Genomic DNA, 19,353 nt, shown 5'->3' on the forward strand with positions numbered 1-19,353 from the left:
GCCAAGAAATATTTGATAAGGAGTTCTCATGAAAAAAATTATCGTTGTCGGCGGCGGTGTCGCAGGACTATCCGCCGCTGTCAGATTGCAACAAGCAGGTTATGCGGTCACACTATACGAAAAAGAAATCCAGCCCGGTGGCAAAATGAACCAAATCAAGCAAGCTGGTTTTACATTTGATGTCGGCCCGACCATTGTTATGATGCCGGAGATTTATCGCGAGATTTTTCAACTATGCGGTGTCGATCCAGATGACTATATCCCGATGGAAAAGGTTGATCCTATGCTGCAGCTCTACTTTGCTGATGAAGCACCTCTCACCTTTTCCAATGATCTGATTGAACTCACTAAAACATTAGAAGGGATTTCTGAAGAAGATGCCCAAGGTTATTTCGCCTTTCTGGCAGATATTTATAAACGCTACGTGATTGCAAAAGAAGCTTTCATCACTAAATCGTTTCGAGGATTCTGGGATTTTTATAATCCTCAATCCCTTTGGGCAGGAATGAAATTGAAAACATTCAACGATGCCTACACTTCGATCTCAAAGTTTGTTAAAGATGACCGCTTGCGCAAGTCGCTAGCCTTTCAAACATTGTATATCGGGGTTTCTCCCTATCAAGGGCCCTCTCTTTATACGATCATCCCTATGATCGAGTTGTTCTATGGCGTCTATTTCATCAAAGGCGGTATGTATACATTAGCGACTTCGCTGGCTCGCTTATTTGAAGAATTAGGCGGCGTGATTCATTATGACTCACCGATCGAAGAACTGATCATTGAAAACAAGCGAGCAACAGGGATTCGTCTAAATGGGCACATCCATTCAGCAGATGCGATTGTCTGTGCGGCTGATTTTCCTTATGCGATGCAAGAATTGATTCCTAATGAAAAAAATCGGGGCAAATACACCAATAAAAAAATCAGCCGAATGGCCTATTCTTGTTCATGTTTTCTCTTGTACCTAGGGCTGGATAAAAAATATGAAGCCAATGGCTTGCATAGCATCTACTTTGCCGAAGACTTCAAAAAAAATGTCGATGACCTTTTTGAGACTGGTGTTTTGCCAGAAGATCCTTCCTTTTATCTCTATCGTCCCACATTGAAAGATGCCTCACTAGCACCCGAGGGTCACGAAGGCTTGTATGTGTTGGTGCCAGTTCCCGAGCTGTCCAAGTTTAATGATTGGCAACCTAATACAATCACGAATTACCGCAACAAAATTATCCACACGCTAAAAGAAAAAACGATTTTCAACGATATCGATGAGCATATCGTTTTTGAAACCTACTATACACCACAAGATTTCAAAGACCACTACAACGCTTATAACGGGGCGACTTTCGGATTGAAACCGACATTATCTCAAAGCAATTACTATCGTCCTCATAATAAGTTTGCTTACGCAGAAGGTTTGTATTTTTGTGGCAGCAGCACTCACCCAGGAGCCGGTGTCCCAATCGTGATGCAAAGTGCAAAGCTTGCCGTAGAGGAGTTACTAAAAGATGATCAATAAGGAAAGCACGCTTTTTGAACGATATAAGGAAGACTTTGCTTATTGCGAGCAAATCATCAAAAAACATTCGAAAAGTTTCTACAGTGCTTTTTCGCAATTACCCTCAGAAAAAGCACGTTCCGTATTTGCCGTCTATGCCTTTTGTCGGCAAGCAGACGATGCCATCGATCGTTATCAAGACATCGTTAAATTAAATGAACTAGAACACGGGTTACGACAAATGGCTTGCGGAAAGGTCCTGGATGCCCCTTTATGGCGGGCTCTTTCTGTTGTCTTTGCGAAATATGATTTACAGTTCCAGCCATTTTATGATATGCTCGCAGGACAGAGGATGGATCTAAATTTTCAGCCACCTGAAACGGAGGCTGATTTGAGTAGCTACAGCTACTTTGTTGCTGGAAGTGTCGGGTTGATGTTGCTGCCGATTTTATCTAGTCAGGCAGGCAAGATCCAAGAACCGGCCAAGAAGCTAGGGGAAGCTATGCAGCGAACGAATATTCTCCGGGATATTGGGGAAGATCTTGCGATGAATCGAATTTATTTACCAAAAGAAACGATGCAGCGGTTTGAGATTACCATTCAACACCTCAGACAAAAAAAGGTCACTGAATCCTTTATCCAGCTTTGGGAGTTTGAAGCTCTGCTAGCAGAAAAACTGTACGATGAAGCCTTGTCCATGATGCCTCAGATCGATGAAGACTGCCAGGAAGCGCTTATGGCTGCTTTATTGATCTATCGCGAACTATTGACGGTCATTCGTGAGAAAAATTACCAGGTTTTTCTCAAAAAAAATGCTGTCTCTATCCAAAGAAAAGCTTTTTTATTACGTTCTGTAAAACAGCAGATAAAAACCAACCGGAGTGAAAATAATGCAAGATGAGATTTTAGACGTGGCTGAACAGTTGTTCATGCAACAAGGGTATAAAGGAACTTCAACAAGACAAATCGCGGAGTTGTTAGGCATTACTCAGCCTAATTTGTATTATCATTTCAAAAGAAAAGAAGATATTTATTACGGTGTTCTTGCGCGGTTAGCGATAGATGTATCTGAAAACTTATATCAGATCGTTAATGATCCCAATGACTCCTTAGCAGAGAAACTGCAACGGATGGCTCGATTTCTGCAAAAACGTCACCCTTTCAATTTCTACTTAATGATGGATGATATCAAACATACCGTCTCTGAAGAAACCGCCAGAAAACTCTACTTGATTTGGAAAGAAAACTATCAGCAACCATTTATTCGCCTTTTTCAAACAAGTGAACTACGATTACGAAACGAACTTTCCTATCAGTTTATTGTCAGCCAAATGTTTATTCTCATTGCTTCATACTTAGATTCAGCAGAGAAAGAAACTGAACTCTATCAGGCCATTGATTTATTTTTATATGGTGTTTTAGATAAAGAGTCTAACTAGACAAACGCATCCACTCATTCTTGATTACTAAATAAGGAGGAAGAATATGCCAGAATATACTGACTTGACTGCGTCTGCTGCTATCGTCAACGCCTTTATCACAAAATACAATCAGCTCAAATCAATTTATCCAGAAGCGGTGATTGAACTTTGTGACGACCAAGGGCATCAAATCACTGAGGTCAAAAAAATCAACAGCGAATTGATCGAATTGATCATCGACGATAGCCAAGGACCAAAATTTCGTTACATCCACCCTTCTCAATTTGATTTGACATTCACTGTCAAACAATAATCCATTAGGACGATGAAATAAGATACTGCTAATGCTTCTCGCAATGAGAAGTTTCAGACACAAAGGCATACTCACCGTTGCCTTTTGAGTTAGCTTTGATCTTATATCACTGTCCTTTTTTTATTGCAATTCTCTTTGATAGACGAATCGTATCTATTGACGTAAACTAACACTGATTTACTATTCTGAAAGGAGCATGTTATGTCAAAGAACCGAATCGAGGCCTTTACAGATGCAGTGATTGCTATCGTGATGACTTTGCTGGTCTTAGAACTTCACCAACCAAAAAACGATACCTTTCAAGCGTTTCTAGGCATCGAACATCAGTTTATCATTTATTTGATCAGTTTTGTGATGCTGGCCATTTATTGGAACAATCATCATCATCTCTTTCAAGTTGCAGAACATATTGATGGATGGACATTATGGGCCAATCATTTGCTGATACTCTCGTTGTCGCTTTTTCCTTTTGTTACTTCGTGGGTCAGTCAATACCCGCTGTCCCTCGCTCCTCAAATGCTCTATGGTGCTGTGATTTTCTTGACTGATTTTAGCTATTATTTGTTAGGACGAGCATTAAGCCGGGAAAGCCAAAATAATCCAACCATTAGGAAACTATTTCAACGCTATCAGAAATTAACCTTTACTCTTTTTGTCAACATTGTGGCATTGCTCCTTGGCTGGTTGATTCATCCGCTTTTTGTGATCAGTCTCGATAGTCTCGTTCTACTTCTTTGGGTGATTCCCGAAAAGAAAGCCGAACGCTACCTGAATCAATAATCAATGAAAACGACTGCTTGATATCCCCCTCGACAATCCATTCACTTGTTGTTCGTCTTCTTACCTGTCGAATAAAACAAAAATCATCCAACAAAGAGCCCTTTTGACGGCAGTCACTGATTCGCCATCAAACGCTCTTTGTTGGATGATTTATTATTGTTTACGCGTGCTTTGTATATCCTAGCGAATAATACTCAACGAAATAAATCTACCCCAGGATTCTTTAGCACTTGCTCTACTTGTTCCCGTGTAATCAAGGGAACATCTCCTAACATCGTATGGGCCAATACAGCATTGGTGATAGCAAAATCCGCGGTTTTTTTTAGTGGCCATTTCTCGGCATATCCTAAAAGAATACCTGCTGCATATGCATCCCCTGCACCGATTCGATCTAGCACTTGTAACAATTGAGGTGCAGTTTCAACAGTTTCTTCTTTAGTGTAGATCATCCCGCTGATAAACTGTTTGTCTTCACTGGCTATCCGTCTGGTTCCTGTAAACCATTCAATCCCGTACTGCGCCATAAAGGCCTGAACGATTTGCTGTTCCTCTAGTCCATCAATAGGCAGCTGCTCACCAAATCCCAAAAGACCGTGCAAATCTCGTACAGACCCAAATACCAAATCACAATAAGGCAGAATCGCTTCGTAACGTTTTTTTAAGATTTCTCGCTGTCCTTCTTCCAAATTCAGACTGGGACGAAAATTAAAATCGAAGCAAACTTTGATGTTCTTCAAAGTAGCTTGTTTTGCCAATGTTATCGCGGTTTGCCACGTTTCTTCGGTCAAGCTCAACGAAATACCACAAATATGCAAAAGATCGATCGTTTCTAAATATTCAGTGATGGGATAAGTTGCAGGTCCGGAAACCCCAAATGAACTACCGCGGCGGTTCTGATACGTCACATAGGTGGGGCGAGCGCCAAAACCAACTTCAGCAAAATAACTGCCGATATGATTGTGTGCCTGACCAATAAATTCTGTCTTGATACCATAAGTTTGCAAATTCGCTTTGGCCGCATCACCCAAACGGTTTTTTGGTACTTTCGTCAATAAGGATGCTGAAAGATTGAAGTGCGCCAGATTTCCTAAAATATTTACGCCCGTTCCTGTAAAATCCATCCGCAGCGAATGGGTTTGTTCTAATGTCCGATATTCAGGTGGTGTCAAGCGCAGCATGACTTCACCGTATGCACCGATTCGCATCACAATTCCTCCTTCACTCTTACTTCAATGAATCTTTCATCATCTTCAGTAATCGTCTCACATCTTCCGGACGGGTATCGCCCGTCTCTGGATCGATGATCGAGCTATACACGTGAGGAATGATTTTCTTGACTCCTGCATCCACAGCAATCTGCAAGATTTCTGCAAAGTTATCCAAATCAATCCCACCGGTCGGTTCAAGATAAAAGTCATGAGCTGCACAAGCTTTTGCCACCACTTGATATTCTTCTTTGTGCGCCAATCCTTTCATAGGGAAATATTTGATTGAACTAGCGCCCATATCCTTGAGTAATGCAATCGCCGTTTCAAGAGGAACCTCAGTGGGTTCTTCCTGTGAACTTAACGGGCCAGTGGCAATATTGACAAAGCCGACTTTGCCTGTCGGAGAAACTAATGCATTAACAATAGTTTCTTCTTGTCCTAACAACGCCCGAGATGTTGCAGCTCCCGTGAATACTTGATTGACATGTTGCGGCTGCAACACAGCAGAAATTCGAGAGACCATCTCGCTCTGATTCGGATCACCGGCACCGAGACCAACTGATAATGCATTTTCTATTTCTGCTTGGTATTTTTTCATGTCTTCAATCGCTGCTTCATCCGTGGAATAATTTTTGGAAAGAACGCCTAATAAGATTTTCCCTTCGGCTGCTTCAAAACATTCTTTGGCGTTTTCCACTGAGTTAGCTAAAACGTTTAAACAAATTCGATCTTCTAAATAAGTCGGGGATTTTTTCATTCTTTTGGTTCCTCCGGATTCATGATTTCTTTTAATCGATTGACAATCACATGCATTTCAGTTTCTGTGACTGCCCGAATATCAAATTCAATAATGCCGTGATTTGCTTGATATTCTCTCGTATAGATGGCTGGTTCTTCTACCTTTAATTTCTGGATCACTTCCATCGCCGATGGCCCATTTTGGACCCGAACCCGGGCGCGATAAATGTCTCTCCCTGCACCATCTTGGACGATATCTGCAGACAAGCCAGTAATTTGATTGAGTGCTGCGACGAAGGGTTCCAAACGATGCTTCATGGAAGCGCCAGACTCACTTCCTTCAGCCAGATACTCTTCTACTGCTTGCGTAAGCCCCATCATATTTTCTTTACCGATCTTCATGGAACGCCCGATGCCTTTGGATTGCAGTCTCACCCATTCTATTAGTTCTTTACGACCGATCACTAAACCAGCACTTGGCCCAGACAAAGCCTTAGCTCCGGAGTAGATCACTAAATCGGCACCCTCCTGGATGTACCTGAAAAGATCCTCTTCCGCTGCCGCATCCACGATCAAAGGGATGCCCGACTGTTTTGCGACTTGAGCTGTTTCCTTTACTGAAAGCATACTTTTTTGTACTGTATGATGACTTTTGATATAGAGAATCGCAGCTGTCTGGGGACTGATCATCTGAGCAATATGGTCAACAGAGCACATATTGGCATAGCCTGCCTCAACAACTTGGCCTCCACCTTGTTGAACCATCACTTCAACAGGTGTGCCATAATCCACATTGTGTCCCTTCGGCAAGATGATCTCTCGACGCTGAATCTTTTCTGAATAAGGATGGTAAAGATGGAATGATGAGCCTTGTCCAATGACTGCTGCCACAGATTGAGCAATTCCAGCAGAAGCTGAAGAGACGATTTGAGCATCTTCAACTTGAAGTAGTTTGGCCAAATAGGCCCCTGTTTTGACTGCTAACTCGCTCATCTCAAAAAAGTGTTCCCCACCAAAGCGTTGGGCTGTTAAGACACCTTCGCTCACTTTAGAAACACCGAGAATCGTCATTTTACCAGAAGCATTGATGACTTGCTTCAAGCCAAGTTTAGTCAGATTCAATGTCATATACTTGTCCTCCAATTATAGTCTTTAACGGAATGATCTGTCGATCAATACTTCGCTTGTTCCCATTTGAATCAATCAGTACTTTGGCTGCTTCTTTGAATTCAAAGATCGTGAAATCAGCATCCATTTCTTCTTCGATCGCACCTTTTCCTTTTAGTTGAAACTGACGAGCTGGTGCCAATGTTACTTTCTCGATGATTTCTTGCCAACTATAACCGACAACGGCTAATTTCTCCATAGTAGTAGCCAAATCATATACCGGACCCTTCATACGGTTACGTATATAAATATCGGTGCTGATAGAAGCAGCTTTCAAATTGGCGGCATAGGCTTTTTCTGCCACCGAAAAATTGAAACTATCTGTACCATGACCAATATCAAAAGCAACACCTTTGCCATAAGCATCAAAAACAAACGATTTGATGGTATTTGACTGACGATCTAAAATACCATTTTCCTTGCCATTGAAACAGTGGGTCAGAACGTCACCTTTCTCTAAACAAGACAAAATGTCAGCCAAATCTGGTGGTGCTGAACCAATATGAACCATCAATGGTAGGCCTGGGTGTTCTTTTTGGATATTTTTGGCTAATTTCAATGGAGTGATGCCATTTTCGCCAATCACTGTCCTGCTCATTCTCGCTTTTAACCCCACGATGAAGTCAGGAAATTCATTTAGGGCCTTTGTGATCAGATCCCCCTTGATCTTAGAAAGATCGGCTAATTCATCTTGTTCGACGATGCCCCATTTTGAAATATTGACAAGCGCAAAGACATTCGTTTTGGCTGCTTGTGCGAATTCGTAGAAACGATGAATATTTTCGGCGCCAGTAGTCCCCGCATCGATTACTGTCGTTACACCTTTTGCCACACCGATCTGATCGGGATAATCATAGTACAAGCTCATTTCTTCAAAACAATGGACATGATCATCAATCCAGCCTGCCGAAAGATACTGATTCGGAAGAAGTGTCCACTCCTTTTGTGCGGATTCTTCGATCGTTTTTGCGATCTGGCAAATTTTCCCTTGCTGGATCCCGATATCGAAAATCTCTTCATTGAGTGTACGTGCCTGGCGGATAATCATATCCAACATGTTAATCATTCCTCTCGGTAAATTTAAATTTGGTCCACGGATGAATATACGACAACAACAGCCGTTCTTCTGCGACAATTGATCCAACTTTATTTTTTCGCGGATCGCAATGAGGGGTCAACACCACCTGTAATTCGTTTTTGTACTTGCCAAAATCATCGTTGCCGATCACAATATCTCCAGGTTGGAATTCCTCCAGATTATCGTGGGCTGGGTTATCAAATTGCTTGTATTTTTTTCGGACTTCTGTTGATCGAATCATCCGATCAGTAATGTCCCCTCGACGGTAATGCTGCTCTTTCAGAACGATCTTTCGTTCGCATGAAGTGCTCTCCGGTGTAAAAGTCACCGAAAATTCTGTTTGGTAACGATTGATTGCGCCAAGTGCTGCAAGTTCTGCTTCTGAGGCATAGGCATTCCCAATGATTACATCATCGATCAATCCTGTTGCAAAGAGATGTTTTGCTGCGATCTCTACAGGTAAATGCCGATGCATCTCTAATGTCGGTAATCCGTCATTGATATCCCATGGACCGATCGTTCCAGACTGTGAAGTGATAAAAGCGGCAGTTCGAATTCCTTTGGTTTTAAAACGCTGGCTGCATTTTTCGAAGAACTCATACGGTAATGCGGTGCCTTCCTGAGGATAAAAATTGTGACAGCCATATAAGAAAGGCAAGTTTGCTTGATACGTCAAAATATTGTCTAAATAAGCGACGTCGTTGCTCATATTTAGCTCGATCGCCAATCCAAACGGATTATAAGTCAGCATTGCTTCTTTGCTGCCGTCAAAACCTAAATCCAAGCGGATGCCATCCGCACCCAATTCGTGGAAAAACGTCAAATCATCATAAGAAATTTCCAGCTCTTCAAAAATTGCCGGTGCAACATCCAAAATCGTTTCGTAGCCAAGTGATTTGGCAAATCTTAATAATTCTGAGAATTTCTTGCGAACAATTTCTTTCCCTTCTGTCACTTCTAACATGCTCATAAAAATTCGACTAAATCCATAGCGTTGAGCCAATTCTAAATAAGCTTTGTCTTCGTCATTACTGCTGTGGTCTGGATAAATAGAGATTCCTAGTTGTCTTTTCATTTTGTCCACTCCTTCTGCGCACCAATTTGAGAAAATTTTGTGATCAGCAACGTACTACAACCAACAGTCAGTGTTGTCAAGATCACCGGGGCAATCGTTGTCCTGCCAAATAGCATAACGGCAATGACTAATACTAATAAGGATCCGGCTATCAGTGTGCGGAAGCGAATCTGCTGGATAAATGCTCCATGTCTGGTTAGCCAAATTTGTAATCCGATAAATAATAAACATGTATACATCAGCATCATTTTATGCACTTAGTCTCCTTTCGATCATCAAACGCAGATCCTCGCGCATGAACCACTGTTTAAGCAACAAATGAACCCTAATTGCTTCACTCAAAAGAACCATCTAGAAAGCACTCTGGGATTGAGGTGTTTACTGGGATGATCCCGTAGAATTGTTTCTGTTCACCTAGAAGAACTCGGTATTTCCCAGAGAGCTCATTTGGTTGTCATTTATGGATCGTTCTTTGCTCCTATCCCATCGTCTCGTTTGACTTCTTGATAAAGAGACCCTTCATTCTTGAGTCGCTTGTTCTTCTTCACGTTCTAATTGTTGCTTTTCAAAGACTTTAAAGAATGGGTAATAGATCGCCAATGTAATCAAAAAGTTCACCACAACTAAGATTCCAGCGGCAACACTCCAATTTGTACTCATCCAAGCAGCAATGGGTGCTGGAATGGCAAATCCTAGACGGGCAGCCATCATTGGAACGATCCCTGTCGTCGTAGCAAAGTAAGAAATTGTCGTTGTAATCAAAGGTGCTACAAGAAACGGAATCCCAAGAATCGGATTCATCACAATCGGAGCCCCAAAGATGACCGGTTCATTGATATTGAAAATACCTGGCAAAATCGAAAGACGTCCTAATTGTTTCAAATAGTTTGATTTTGAGAATAAAAACAAGACAACCAGCGCAAGCGTCGTTCCTGCCCCACCAATCCAAACAAACCATTGCAGAAATTGTTCTGTAAAGATGTTTGGTAATTCATGCGCATTGCCGGATGATTGAAAAACTTCCATATTTTCTGCAATCGAGATATCCCAGAAAGGACGGATCACCGGACCCATGATTGCTGGTCCATGAATTCCAAGAACCCAGAAGAAACAAATCAAGAAAACTGTCAATAAGCCGCCAAACAAACTGTTTCCTGCTAAAACATCTTTCAGCGGCATCAAAAGGTTACTTAAGAAGCCATTGATATCAAAACCGATGATATGACGAATGACCCAAAACAAAACAAGAATCGCTCCCCCGGGAATCAATGCCATGAAGGAATTGGTCACTTCAGGCGGTACACCATCAGGCATTTTGATCGTGATATTTTTGACAATAAAGAAGCGATAGATTTCCACTGACAAAATAGCTGTGACAATTGCACCAAATAGTGATCCAGAACCAAGGTTAGCAACATTGATGAAACGTCCAGCATCGATCACACCTTCTACCGATTCAAGAACCCGAATTGGTGGTGCTGCCGTGATCAAAAAGGACATTGTTGCCAAAATACCTGCTGTCAATGAGTCTAGTTTGTAACTTTTTGCCAATGAAGATGCGATACCAAAGGTCGCATAAAGTGCAAGCAGACCAACTGTATAGCGAAACGGAATGTCTAGAACTTCACGATATGGTTCAATAAATGCTGCAACTGACTCAATAGGAAAATTCAATAATATCGTGAAAAAGGAACCGACGATCGTCAATGGTAATGTGGCAATGATTCCTTTACGTATGGCCACCATATGTCGCTGCATACCTACCTTATTTGCCACTGGCATTAACTTTTGTTCAATAAACCCTAAAAATCCATTCATTTTAGCCCTCCTAATTATAACATTATAATCTTTACAAGGACAATATAACACAGTTAAAAAGGTGTGTAAACGTTTTTTTAATAGGAAATAAGCTTTCTTCCCACAAACTGAGCGATGGAAAAAAGCTTATGTCTTTCATTGTTTGAATGTTTTTTCGTAGATATAGTCATCCATTACAAAACCTTGACCGATATCAACCTTTCGTTCCCCGACCCGGACAAAACCCCGGTGTTCGTAGACGGCAATCGCTTGTTGATTGCCTTTATTGACGTTCAAAAAGAGTGTTTTGCCAGCGGCTAAAGATTCAACCCAATCAAATACTTTGCTGGAGACGCCTTTTCCTCGCATAGCAGGTGTTAAATAAAGTTTACTCAAATACAGACGGTCTGCCTCTTCTTCGTAAGCTGTGTAGCCAATAATCTCATCTTCTAATCGAAGAATAAAATAAGCGGCGCCTTCTTTGATTTCTTGTTGGATCGTTTCTGGAGATTGATAAGTTTCTAGCATATAGCTGACTTGAGCAGACCCGATGATAGGTGTAAAGACTTCTGACCAAATCTCCTTAACGACAAGCTCTAATTCTTGAATCTCCTCTAAAGATCGGACTGGTTGAAATGTAATTTTCATGGTGGACTCCTTTCAAAGATGTATCCCTACATATCTTTATTATATCGGAATGTTTTTTAAATAAATAGAAAAGTCTTTCTTTGTCTTAACTATTGATAATGTTGTCTATCCGCAATTGAAAGAAAGATTTAGCACCATCAGAAAGTTCTGCTGATCGCATCAAGTTTGTTAGGAAAAATTAGATGCGATGACGAGAAACAGGACCAGCTCATTTTCTGGAACAGTTTCTCTTTCTTTCAATTTTTATCCGAAAGTGCTACCCCTCATTTTTTCGATAAGTTTTTTTCATTCCCCAAAAAAATCCGAGTGTGCTATACTGGTTACAAGAAAATAGAGACTGCCACCGGGTAGTTAAAAGAGGACGATCATTCCAGTAGGTCTTAGAAGGAATGGTCTTCCTCTTTTTGTTTTCTAAATAATCAAAAAGGAGGGAAATAGAATGGCTTGGCTCGAACTATTATTAGCTGGCATACTGGAAGTATTCTGGTCCACAACGATGAAATGGAGTGAAGGATTTACAAAAATCAATTTTACGATTTACACCATTATTGGTATGATCGCCAGTTTTTTCTTTTTGTCGCAAGCAATCAAACAACTGCCAATGAGTTTATCCTATCCTATCTGGACTGGGATCGGTGCGGTGGGTTCAGTCATCATTGGTGTGGTATTGTTCCATGACAAGATAAACCCAGCCACTTGGCTTTTTGTTGGATTATTATTGATCAGTATTGTAGGCATTAAAATGACTAGCGGTCACTAACCTCAAAAAGGTTTTTTTAAAGTCTTTTAAAAGACTTTTATAAAAATCGAATCACTTCTTTCTACCGAAATCTTTCTTATTTCTACTTTTGCTTTCCTCTAGGATATCATCAAACTACTGATATTCTCTGACAAAAGAAAAGTTGGATTACCTTCATTCTTTCTTTTCTCAAAGGCTAAAAAAGCAGCAGCTTGATCATTGATGGATCAAACTGCTGCTTTTCTTTTTGTACTTGACTAAAACGAGTTGAATCTCAAACGAGTTCAGCTTTTTTTTCTGTAATTTGTTTCTGAAGAAGAGCTAATATCTGTCTATCTTCTACTGATAAAATATAATTTTTACAAATTTCTAAAAGGACAGGTTGTCCCACTTCATTAATTTTCTTTGCTTGAAGGTCAGTGATATTTATCGTCTCCATACGATCCCTACTTTCTTTTTCTGATAAGAATAGTTTGCCATTCTTTCAATAAAAAAAGAAGCAACGGGATGTTTACATGCTAGAAACGTGGTGTTTACACTGTTTTTTTTAACTTACACAACACAAAATGACCCTTAAAAATAAATTGGCGATTAATCTGGTTCAATATGAATATCTGTATCATAGACATTGAAACGATCAGACAGCAATGCTTCAATGGCATCAGCTACTGCATGACTTTTTTCGACTGTCAAATATTTGTCCATCGTAATAACAATATCAAGAAACACATTTGCGCCATACATTCTGCCGCGAATACTCTTGACAGATTTTACTTCCGGAAAATCGGCTACGACTTGTTCGTACTCGTTGACCAATGTTTGATCAAAACCATCTGACAATGAGAAGGCACTTTCTTTAAAAATATCAATGGCCGTTTTTAGGATCAGAACAGCGACAACGATCGCTGTTAGACTATCAAGCCACCCCCAGCCAAAAGAAGCGGCAAAAATGGCAATGGCGGTTCCGATACTGGTCCAAGCATCGCTGCGATTGTCTTTGGCAGCAGCAAGCAGTGCGGAACTTTTTACTTGTGCAGCCAATCTTCGATTAAAGGTATACACACCATACATGAGAATAGCCGAGACCACACCTATAATTGCCGCAAGCATATCAGGACTTTCTGTCTCCCCTTGGATCAAGGACCAGACAGAGGAATAAAGTACTTGCAGCCCTACAGCAAGCATGATCAATGACGTAATCAAACTTGCTACATTCTCTGCTTTCCAATGTCCATACTTATGTTCTTCATCAGCCGGTTTTTGAGCTAAGCGTAGACCTATCAAAACAGCCACTGAAGCGATTATATCGGTGGCATTATTTAAACCATCTGCCCATAAAGCTTCCGACCCAGCTATTTTACCGATCAATAATTTAACGAATGAAATCAATAGATAGGCGATGATACTAAGCAGAGCGCCCTTTTCTGCTCGCTTCAATTCTTCATATCTAGTCTCTCTCATTTATTTCCCTCCAGCATCAAGATAACAACTTGAAAATAATAACTGAATTCCTGAAACTTTGCAGTAATTATTGGAGAGATATAATCTTTTAGGAATAACAAACATTTGCTTTCTGCGCCACGAATGCATCTTGCAGGTCAAACTGAATGAAATAAAAAAATCAGAAGGCACCTTGTTGATTTCCTTTAGACATGTTAAACAAGCTTTAAATCATTCATTGTTCCCCCCGTTTAATGAAAACCATTGTCACTGAATGGGAGACACTATGGGGTATCCTTGCTGCTTTGCGTAGTTCTCTTCTATAGTTCTCTTCTATGGTTTTCTTCTATGGTTTTCTTCTATGGTTTTCTTCTATGGTTTTCTTCTATGGTTTTCTTCTATGGTTTTCTTCTATGGTTTTCTTCTATGGTTTTCTTCTATAGTTCTCTTCTATAGTTTCCTTCTAAAGAAATAAGAGGGAAAAATACGGGGGAAAATGTGAAAATTTTCTATTTTGGCAAAGTTTTCTGTTCCATTTCGAAGTGATCTCCTAAGATATGGCTAGAAATGAATCTAAAGAGCAGCATCTGTCTGATTTCTTAATATAATAAGATAGCAGTTTTCTAAGACAAAAATGAATAAACGATGATTATTTCTAGTGAAAAATCACCATTTGATTTTATCAATCGCGGGCTTCAAGGTATACTCAAAGAAAGTAGGTGAAAAAATGGAATCTGAAAAGTGTTATGCCAAAATGCAAGATGGCTCGGTCCTTTACTATGAGAAAATTGGAAAAGGCAAGCCATTATTCTTATTGCATGGCAATGGCGGGAGCAGTGCTTACTTTGCTAATCAGATAGCTGAATTAAGTCAGAAACATCAGCTGTACTTGATAGACAGCCGTGGGCATGGCAAATCAACGAATACCCGCAAAAAAATTGATTTTTTCTTGATGGCTGATGACTTGTATGCCATTATTCAAAAAGAACACCTGTCAAAGGTAGCTCTTCTAGGATTTAGTGATGGCGCAAATTTAGCTATGGTGTTTTGTTTTAAATATCCGGAATTAGTGAGTTGTCTGATTTTAAATTCCGGCAATACGGATCCTAAAGGGGTTCGGCTGTTTGCACGGATCGGCAGTCTGATCCAATATGCAGTCGTTTGGCTTTGCGCGCCTTTCGATAAAGGCATGCGTGGTTTTTTACCGATTCTTGCACTACTCTTTCGTAACATCGGTTTATCAGCCACCGATTTAAAAAAAATTACTGTCCCAACACTGATTTTGGTAGGAAAAAGAGATTCAATCAAATTGTCTCATTCATTTTATCTAGCCAATCATATTCCGAATGCCAATTTCATGGTAGTAAAGGGACAAGGACATAGTTTTGCTCGCAAAAATCCAAATATATTCAATCAGAAAGTTCTTTCTTTCTTAGATAAGGTGGGACAATAAAATGAAACTTTTTACATGGATTCGTAACCATCTCTCCTTGTTCAAAGGACTCTTTTTGATCGCTGTAGCAGTGATCGTTTTAGGTGAATTGCTTTCCTTAAGCAAGACGATTTCCGTCGATCAATTGACGACACTGTTTTCCGAATTAGCGGTTTGGCGTGTTGCATTGATGCTTTTGATTAGTTTGCTTTGTATTGCGCCAATGATTGGTTATGACATTATCTTAAATCGGCTCTTAGGACAAAAGCTTTCTGCCCGTTATTTAAGTGAAACAAGCTGGATCATCAATACCATGAATAATCTTGTAGGATTCGGCGGTTTTATCAGCATTGGTCTTCGCTCCGAATTCTATGGCAAAGAAAAAAATGGCAAAGATGTTGCTCAAGCAATTTCGAAAATTTTTATTTATCTGATGTCTGGGTTATCGCTTTTATCATTACTGGCATTAGGGTTCGTCGTCTTTGGGCCAACAACTGATTATCTGGAGCAATATTGGATTTGGCTATTGGGAGGAAGTTTGTACTTTCCAGTGGTCTATGTCTTAAGTTTGTCGAAGAAGAATGGCTATTTAGGCGGTCTGACCCCTTCTGACCGCGGTCAACTGATTTTGGTTTCATTATTGGAATGGGTAGGGGTATTTACGGCCTTTATCACCACCGGTATGCTGATGGGGATCTCTGTGGATATTTTTCAAATACTGCCATTATTTATTGCTGCATCTGTGATAGGGATCGTATCAATGATTCCCGGAGAATTAGGAACCTTTGATGTCATGATGATCATGGGAATGGGTTCATTGAATATTCCCCGAGAAAGCGTCGTAGCGTGGCTTCTGCTATTCCGGCTATTCTATTACATCATTCCGTTTTTGATTGGGGTGCTTTTGTTCTCTAAAAATGTCAGTGTAACGCTCAACACACGCTTTTCTGGTATTCCTAAAGGATTGCTTTTAGAAGTATTCCATAAGATTGAAGTACTGTTGCTCTATTTGACTGGTACGATGCTGGTTTTGTCAGCAACGATTCCGGAAGCATTTGACCACATTCAATGGTTAGCCCATCTTAATCCGATACGGTTGAATTTTGTCATGCAATACCCAAGTATTTTCTTAGGCTATCTTTTCATCATTGCTGGTCGTGGGGTTTCAGCTCGTGTTTCGCGCGCTTATTTTCCAACATTGCTGTTGATTGCAGCAACGATCGGCTATGCGGTCTTAGCCGGTTTCCGCTTTTCAACCATGTGTTTCTTGCTCTTCTTATTGGCGATTATGGTCCTTTCCAAAAGTGAACTATTTCGTAAGCAACTGGTTTATTCTTGGGAATGGCTGACGATCGATGGCCTTTTGATGGGATCTTTGACTGTCTTTTATGTGATTATTGGGGTCTATAACATGCCCCATTTAAATCGTCATCCCGCCCATCGTTCCATTGATTTTCTTTTGTTTCCTTCTGAAAAGTTATGGTTGCAAGGCTTTCTGGCTATCATGATCGTCGCTATCGCGGTCTTGCTTTTCTCACGCTATTTAATGGGACCCAAACATCAAATTGGACAGAGACCTGAGAATGAAAAAATCTTGACTCTTTTAGAGACCTACGGTGGTACTAGTGATAGCCATCTTGTCTTTTTGAAAGATAAAGAAGTCTATTTCTATCCGAACGAGACCGATCCTACCGTCTTTTTCCAGTTTACGACCTATAACAATAAATGTTTGGTCATGGGGGACCCAGCTGGTAAGCAAGAGGATTTTGCTGCTGCACTAGAAGCCTTTATCACAGAAATGGATCAGTGGAATTATTTGCCTGTCTTCTATGAAAGCAGTGAAGAAATGGTCATGCTGCTTCATGAATTCGGCTATGACTTCATCAAATTCGGTGAGAAAGCCTTCGTGGACCTACAGAATTTCACCTTGTCTGGCAAAAAAATGAAGGGTCAACGGGCATTAAACAACAAAATCAATAAAGAAGGCTTTACTTTCGATGTCCTACAACCACCGTACAATGCGGAAACATTTGCTAAGCTACGAGATATTTCTGATCGCTGGCTAGATGGTCGCAAAGAGAAAGGTTTCTCATTAGGATTTTTCTCTGAAGATTACTTGAGCACCGCCCCAATCGCTGTCGTCAAGAACCAACAGCAAGAAATTGTGGCATTTGCTTCTTTTATGCCTACTTATCAGACAGGTTGTGGGTCAATCGACTTAATGCGTCATGATCCTGAAAAAGCACCTAATGGCACAATGGACTTTTTGTTCATCAATCTCTTTGATTATTTTAAAAACCAAGGATTCGAACAGTTCGACTTAGGGATGGCCCCGCTGGCGAATGTAGGGACGTTCAGAAGCAGTTTCATTCAAGAACGGATCGCCTATTTGATCTATAACTTTGGTTCTCACTTTTATTCCTTTGAGGGATTGCGGGATTACAAGAGCAAGTATGCAGCTTATTGGTCTCCTCGTTATATTCTCTATTCCAGAGATAGTTGGATCGGTTATGTGATGATCGCATTGTTGATAGTAGACAATCGAACGATTACTGCTTCTTCTCTTTAGGATAAAAAAAAACTGCGCCACAAGTACCAATAAGACAACAACTATCCAGTAATCAATCTATTGTTCAACAAATCAAAAACGAGCTCCACCCATGTTTATCAAACAATGGGTGGAGCTCATTTATGTTGGTTGATTCAGTTAGTTTGTTATTCGCTGGTTTTGTCTGTTTGTTCCCAGAGTTGTTTCACAACTGGAATATTGCCTAATTCTGTCATGTTTGATGGTAGAATGACTGTATTCGTCTTACTGTTGACAATATCTTTAAAGGCTTCAATGCCCAAGTAAGAGAGTGAACGTTCGTCTAATTGACTTTCTTTGATTGCTTCATTGATGGCTAAGATCCGTTTACGTTCTGCTTCAGTAATTTTAGCAATTCGTTCTGCTTCGGCGTCTGCATCGATCCGTACACGTTTAGCACGAGCTTCCGCATCAATCTGAGTTTGTTCCGCTCTGGCTTGGGCATCGATCGTCATTTGAGAAGCTTTGGCTTCCGCACTTAAGACAGCAGAAGATTTCTCCCCTTGTGCCCGTGTGATCATGGATTCTTTATCCCGTGAAGCAGTGATCAGTTTGTTCATTGATTCAATGATTTCTTGCGAAACTTTGATCTCACCAATATTGATTCGGTCGATCGCCAACCCATACCCCGCTGTGATATCTTTAATGGAAGTAAACAACGCCACGTTGATTTCTTCTGTTCCGTTGAGAACTTCATTTAGATCCATTTTCCCAATGATTCCTCGCAAATTGGATTGCGCATCTTGGATCATAGAAACGACCGAGTTTTCATTATCATAAACAAACGCCCGGACATCTGTGACATGGTATTTGATGGCTTCATCAATTTGAACGATAACATTATCCTTCGTGATAGCACTTTGTGGTTCAATTTCTAAAGGAATCTGTTTAAGTGATACTCGTTCTCTGACTGTATATAAAATAGGGACTAAAAAGTGTAGACCTGGTTCAAGTGTCTTAACATACTTCCCAAAACTCTCAACTACTTTTACTTCACCTTGTCGAACGATAACAGCAGTGCTTGCCAACAGCCAAATCACGATCGCTATGACAAGAACGATTAAGATAATTTGTACGATGATCATTGAATATACCCTCTTCCATTTTCAAATAATGTATTGTTCACTTGTGTCAGCAAGATCCCATTTTCAACGCCGATGATCTCCAGCATCACATTCTCTGCTGGAATACCGGCAACAACCCGATATTCAGTATACGTACCAAAGATTCGAATGAATCCGGCATAATGATCTGTCGCGGAACGAAAATATTTCCCGACTGCGCGGTTTTCCATATATTCTACGATTTTAGTCACCCTCTTCACTAACCAACTATCCTTAGATTCTGTGCTATCATCATATCATGTTTTGCCTTGCTACACAGTAATTATTTAAACTTTTACTTTCAATTTAATGTAAAAACAAGTAAAAATAAA

Annotated in this window: 20 protein-coding genes; 8 read left to right on the plus strand and 12 right to left on the minus strand. The window is 40.4% G+C overall.

The features are described 5' to 3' along the window. Positions 1-28: 28 nt before the first annotated feature. From FE005_RS14735 to FE005_RS14755, 5 genes are all read left to right on the plus strand, one after another. Positions 29-1,516, plus strand: a complete 1,488-nt coding sequence (locus tag FE005_RS14735) for an NAD(P)/FAD-dependent oxidoreductase (RefSeq protein WP_138372078.1) — start codon at positions 29-31, stop codon at positions 1,514-1,516. Beyond that, positions 1,506-2,396: a phytoene/squalene synthase family protein gene (locus FE005_RS14740; RefSeq protein WP_138372079.1), complete on the plus strand. Its 891-nt coding sequence runs from the start codon at positions 1,506-1,508 to the stop codon at positions 2,394-2,396. The genes FE005_RS14735 and FE005_RS14740 overlap by 11 nt, the downstream gene beginning before the upstream one ends. Then, positions 2,386-2,934 carry a TetR/AcrR family transcriptional regulator gene (locus FE005_RS14745; protein WP_005471088.1) on the plus strand — a complete coding sequence of 183 codons (549 nt, stop codon included), beginning with the start codon at positions 2,386-2,388 and terminating at the stop codon, positions 2,932-2,934. The genes FE005_RS14740 and FE005_RS14745 overlap by 11 nt, the downstream gene beginning before the upstream one ends. 46 nt (positions 2,935-2,980) lie before the next feature. Further along, the gene (locus FE005_RS14750; protein ID WP_005471087.1) at positions 2,981-3,229 is read left to right on the plus strand and encodes a hypothetical protein; all 249 of its coding nucleotides are present in this window, start codon (positions 2,981-2,983) and stop codon (positions 3,227-3,229) included. A 201-nt stretch (positions 3,230-3,430) separates the two neighbouring features. Then, the gene (locus tag FE005_RS14755; RefSeq protein WP_081131650.1) at positions 3,431-4,009 is read left to right on the plus strand and encodes a TMEM175 family protein; all 579 of its coding nucleotides are present in this window, start codon (positions 3,431-3,433) and stop codon (positions 4,007-4,009) included. Between the two features lie 194 nt (positions 4,010-4,203). Here the strand turns inward: FE005_RS14755 and FE005_RS14760 are convergent, their stop codons facing one another. From FE005_RS14760 to FE005_RS14795, 8 genes are all read right to left on the minus strand, one after another. Beyond that, positions 4,204-5,217 carry a sugar kinase gene (locus FE005_RS14760; RefSeq protein ID WP_138372080.1) on the minus strand — a complete coding sequence of 338 codons (1,014 nt, stop codon included), beginning with the start codon at positions 5,215-5,217 and terminating at the stop codon, positions 4,204-4,206. Between the two features lie 16 nt (positions 5,218-5,233). Next, complete coding sequence (locus FE005_RS14765; RefSeq protein WP_138372081.1) at positions 5,234-5,974, minus strand: KDGP aldolase family protein; 741 nt, start codon at positions 5,972-5,974, stop codon at positions 5,234-5,236. Then, entirely contained in the window at positions 5,971-7,083 is a 1,113-nt protein-coding gene (locus tag FE005_RS14770; RefSeq protein WP_103299628.1) for a DgaE family pyridoxal phosphate-dependent ammonia lyase, read from the minus strand. Before FE005_RS14770 ends, FE005_RS14765 begins: the two co-directional genes overlap by 4 nt. Continuing rightward, positions 7,064-8,179 (minus strand): amidohydrolase/deacetylase family metallohydrolase, encoded by a 1,116-nt coding sequence (locus FE005_RS14775; protein ID WP_103299626.1) that lies wholly within the window; start codon positions 8,177-8,179, stop codon positions 7,064-7,066. Before FE005_RS14775 ends, FE005_RS14770 begins: the two co-directional genes overlap by 20 nt. A 1-nt stretch (position 8,180) precedes the next feature. Continuing rightward, positions 8,181-9,275 carry a DUF871 domain-containing protein gene (locus FE005_RS14780; RefSeq protein ID WP_138372082.1) on the minus strand — a complete coding sequence of 365 codons (1,095 nt, stop codon included), beginning with the start codon at positions 9,273-9,275 and terminating at the stop codon, positions 8,181-8,183. Further along, positions 9,272-9,523, minus strand: a complete 252-nt coding sequence (locus tag FE005_RS14785) for a hypothetical protein (RefSeq protein ID WP_230320987.1) — start codon at positions 9,521-9,523, stop codon at positions 9,272-9,274. The genes FE005_RS14780 and FE005_RS14785 overlap by 4 nt, the downstream gene beginning before the upstream one ends. A 271-nt stretch (positions 9,524-9,794) precedes the next feature. Then, the gene (locus FE005_RS14790) at positions 9,795-11,093 is read right to left on the minus strand and encodes a PTS sugar transporter subunit IIC (RefSeq protein ID WP_138372084.1); all 1,299 of its coding nucleotides are present in this window, start codon (positions 11,091-11,093) and stop codon (positions 9,795-9,797) included. 135 nt (positions 11,094-11,228) lie between these two features. Next, entirely contained in the window at positions 11,229-11,720 is a 492-nt protein-coding gene (locus FE005_RS14795) for a GNAT family N-acetyltransferase (protein ID WP_081131658.1), read from the minus strand. 439 nt (positions 11,721-12,159) lie between these two features. On the opposite strand from FE005_RS14795, the gene FE005_RS14800 reads away from it, so the two are divergent. Then, positions 12,160-12,480: a multidrug efflux SMR transporter gene (locus FE005_RS14800; protein WP_138372085.1), complete on the plus strand. Its 321-nt coding sequence runs from the start codon at positions 12,160-12,162 to the stop codon at positions 12,478-12,480. 253 nt (positions 12,481-12,733) lie between these two features. On the opposite strand, the gene FE005_RS16880 is transcribed toward FE005_RS14800, so the two are convergent. Together FE005_RS16880 and FE005_RS14805 are read right to left on the minus strand one after the other, a co-directional pair. Further along, positions 12,734-12,898, minus strand: a complete 165-nt coding sequence (locus FE005_RS16880) for a hypothetical protein (protein WP_003126127.1) — start codon at positions 12,896-12,898, stop codon at positions 12,734-12,736. A 152-nt stretch (positions 12,899-13,050) separates the two neighbouring features. Then, complete coding sequence (locus FE005_RS14805; protein WP_021149989.1) at positions 13,051-13,920, minus strand: cation diffusion facilitator family transporter; 870 nt, start codon at positions 13,918-13,920, stop codon at positions 13,051-13,053. Positions 13,921-14,626: 706 nt separating this feature from the next. On the opposite strand from FE005_RS14805, the gene FE005_RS14810 reads away from it, so the two are divergent. Further along, a complete protein-coding gene (locus tag FE005_RS14810; RefSeq protein WP_003126124.1) occupies positions 14,627-15,352 on the plus strand; it encodes an alpha/beta fold hydrolase in 726 nt (241 codons plus the stop codon). A 1-nt stretch (position 15,353) separates the two neighbouring features. Beyond that, on the plus strand, positions 15,354-17,900 hold the full coding sequence (gene mprF / locus FE005_RS14815) for a bifunctional lysylphosphatidylglycerol flippase/synthetase MprF (protein ID WP_138372086.1): 2,547 nt from the start codon (positions 15,354-15,356) through the stop codon (positions 17,898-17,900). A gap of 146 nt (positions 17,901-18,046) precedes the next feature. On the opposite strand, the gene FE005_RS14820 is transcribed toward mprF, so the two are convergent. Both FE005_RS14820 and FE005_RS14825 read right to left on the minus strand, forming a co-directional pair. Next, on the minus strand, positions 18,047-19,003 hold the full coding sequence (locus FE005_RS14820) for an SPFH domain-containing protein (RefSeq protein WP_060814082.1): 957 nt from the start codon (positions 19,001-19,003) through the stop codon (positions 18,047-18,049). Beyond that, positions 19,000-19,212, minus strand: a complete 213-nt coding sequence (locus tag FE005_RS14825; protein ID WP_060814083.1) for a hypothetical protein — start codon at positions 19,210-19,212, stop codon at positions 19,000-19,002. Before FE005_RS14825 ends, FE005_RS14820 begins: the two co-directional genes overlap by 4 nt. Positions 19,213-19,353 lie beyond the last annotated feature (141 nt).

Origin of the sequence: Enterococcus sp. M190262 (assembly GCF_005843965.1) — a bacterium.
Taxonomy (GTDB): Bacteria; Bacillota; Bacilli; order Lactobacillales; family Enterococcaceae; genus Enterococcus_D; species Enterococcus_D gallinarum.